Origin of the sequence: Pseudomonas sp. KK4 (genome assembly GCF_001984065.1) — a bacterium.
In the GTDB taxonomy this organism is placed as follows: domain Bacteria; phylum Pseudomonadota; class Gammaproteobacteria; order Pseudomonadales; family Pseudomonadaceae; genus Aquipseudomonas.
The window spans coordinates 1-2325 of the sequence record NZ_LYVP01000231.1; the positions used below are offsets into that span (position 1 = coordinate 1).

At 58.5% G+C, this 2325-nt stretch carries 3 protein-coding genes; 2 read left to right on the plus strand and 1 reads right to left on the minus strand.

What is annotated here, in order from left to right:
- The first annotated feature begins 229 nt into the window (after positions 1–229).
- Positions 230–688, plus strand: a complete 459-nt coding sequence (locus tag B0W55_RS29185) for a transposase (RefSeq protein ID WP_077049358.1) — start codon at positions 230–232, stop codon at positions 686–688.
- A 105-nt stretch (positions 689–793) separates the two neighbouring features.
- On the opposite strand, the gene B0W55_RS29190 is transcribed toward B0W55_RS29185, so the two are convergent.
- Positions 794–1399 carry a TetR/AcrR family transcriptional regulator gene (locus tag B0W55_RS29190; protein ID WP_077049359.1) on the minus strand — a complete coding sequence of 202 codons (606 nt, stop codon included), beginning with the start codon at positions 1397–1399 and terminating at the stop codon, positions 794–796.
- Between the two features lie 133 nt (positions 1400–1532).
- On the opposite strand from B0W55_RS29190, the gene B0W55_RS29195 reads away from it, so the two are divergent.
- Positions 1533–2325: DUF808 domain-containing protein (locus B0W55_RS29195; protein ID WP_077049360.1), on the plus strand; the 793-nt coding region annotated here is incomplete at its 3' end.

Genomic DNA, 2325 nt, shown 5'->3' on the forward strand with positions numbered 1-2325 from the left:
GGTTGGGGTTGAGGGCGGATGCGGGGGTGGTTGCCTGATTTTCGCTGTCTGAGCTATCGCTTTCGCGAGCAAGCCCGCTCCCACATTTGATCTGTGTATGCAGGGCCCATGTGGGAGCGGGCTTGCTCGCGAAAGCAATCTTGCAGACACATCAAGCTAAAGTTCTGACCCTCTATTGGGAAACCACAGGGCTAGTCTTTTCATGAGTTCATCATGAGAGGGCAAAGGAATGCCTGAGTTATCTGCTTCACATCGCCTGCGCATCGGCCGCTATGCCGAGCAGAACCGCATTTACCTGCTGACTGCGAATACCTTGAAACGGGAACCTGTATTCAGGGATTACACCCTTGGCAGATTAGTCATTCACCAATTCAGACAAGCCCAGGATGACGGCTTCGCCGATTCTTTGGCCTGGGTAGTCATGCCTGATCACTTTCATTGGTTGATTCAGTTGAACAGAGGTTCACTGGGGCAGTTGATGTGTCAGGCCAAATCCTTGAGCACCCGCGCAATTAATTCAGCGACTGGCAGAACAGGCAGTCTCTGGCAGCAGGGATTCCACGATCATGCGCTGCGAAAAGAAGAGGATCTGGTAAAACTGGCTCGATATGTAGTGGCCAATCCGCTGCGGGCGGGATTGGTTGAGAAGCTTGGCGACTATCCGTTGTGGGATGCGATCTGGGTTTGACTGAGGGACCGAGGTGCCCTTATTCGCGAGCAAGCCCGCTCCCACATTCTGAAAGGTTATTCCCTGTGGGAGCGGGCTTGCTCGCGAATGGGCCACCCCGGTCCATCAATCCGGCTCACACCCCTTGAGCACCAGCCGGATAATCGTCTGCGCCGCTGCTTCATAATCCTCTTCGTCCAGCCGGGCCTTGCCGGTGATGGCGGTGATTTGCCAGTCGAAGTCGGCATAGGTCTGGGTCGCGGCCCAGATGCTGAACATCAGGTGGTTGGGGTCGAGGGGGGCGATCTGGCCGCGGTCGATCCAGGTCTGGATGCAGTCGATGTTGTGTTTGGCCTGGCTGTTGAGCTGTTCGACCAGGTCGGTGCTCAGGTGTGGGGCGCCGTGCATGATTTCGCTGGCAAATACCTTGGAGGCAAACGGCAGGTCGCGGGAGATGCGGATTTTCGAGCGGATGTAGCCGCTCAATACTTCGCTGGGTACCCCGTCCGGGTTGAACGGCGTCGAGGCCTGCAAAATAGGCTCGATGATGCTTTCCAGAACCTCACGGTAGAGGTTTTCCTTGGATTTGAAGTAGTAGTAGACGTTGGGCTTGGGCAATCCCGCCTTGGCTGCGATGTCGCTGGTTTTGGTCGCAGCGAAGCCCTTGTCGGCAAATTCTTCACTGGCGGCACGCAGGATCAGTTGTTTGTTGCGCTCGCGGATGGTGCTCATAAACCAGGTGGTTCCTTGCCTGTACTGGCGGTTGCGCATGGTAGCACCGGCCTTCGACGGCGCTCAAGAATGCGCCGTGCGGTGCGTGCCGCGCTATGCTGCACCGCATTCATTAAAGAAGGAAACCCGATTCATGGCAGGAAGCAGTTTGCTGGTACTGATCGACGACATTGCCGCGGTACTGGACGACGTCGCGTTGATGACCAAGATGGCCGCCAAGAAAACCGCCGGCGTGTTGGGCGACGATCTGGCGCTCAATGCCCAACAGGTCAGCGGTGTGCGTGCCGAGCGGGAAATCCCGGTGGTGTGGGCGGTGGCCAAAGGGTCGTTCGTCAACAAGCTGATCCTGGTGCCCTCGGCGTTGGCCATCAGCGCGTTCGTTCCCTGGCTGGTCACGCCCTTGCTGATGCTCGGCGGCGCTTACCTGTGCTTTGAAGGATTCGAGAAGCTCGCGCACAAATTCCTGCACAGCAAGACCGAAGATCAGGCGCAGCATGCCGAACGGGTCGAAGCGGTGGCAGACCCGGCAGTGGACCTGGTGGCCTTTGAAAAGGACAAGATCAAGGGCGCGATTCGCACCGACTTCATTCTCTCGGCGGAAATCATCGCCATCACCCTGGGTGTCGTGGCCGAATCGGCACTGACTCAGCAGGTGGTCGTGCTGTCGGGCATCGCCATCGTCATGACGGTCGGCGTGTATGGGCTGGTGGCCGGCATCGTCAAGCTCGATGACCTGGGGCTGTGGTTGACCCAGAAGCCCGGGCAAGTGGCCAAAAGCATCGGCGCCGGGATTCTGCGTGCGGCGCCGTACATGATGAAAAGCCTGTCGGTGATCGGTACGGCGGCGATGTTCCTGGTGGGCGGCGGCATCCTGACCCATGGCGTGCCGGTGGTGCATCACTGGATCGAAAGCGTCAGTGCCGGGG

What these genes read in the sequence shown, in the direction of transcription:
- B0W55_RS29185 (WP_077049358.1), top strand. Translation starts at nt 230, where the DNA reads ATGCCTGAGTTATCTGCTTCACATCGCCTGCGCATCGGCCGCTATGCC.
- B0W55_RS29190 (WP_077049359.1), bottom strand. Translation starts at nt 1,399, where the DNA reads ATGAGCACCATCCGCGAGCGCAACAAACAACTGATCCTGCGTGCCGCC.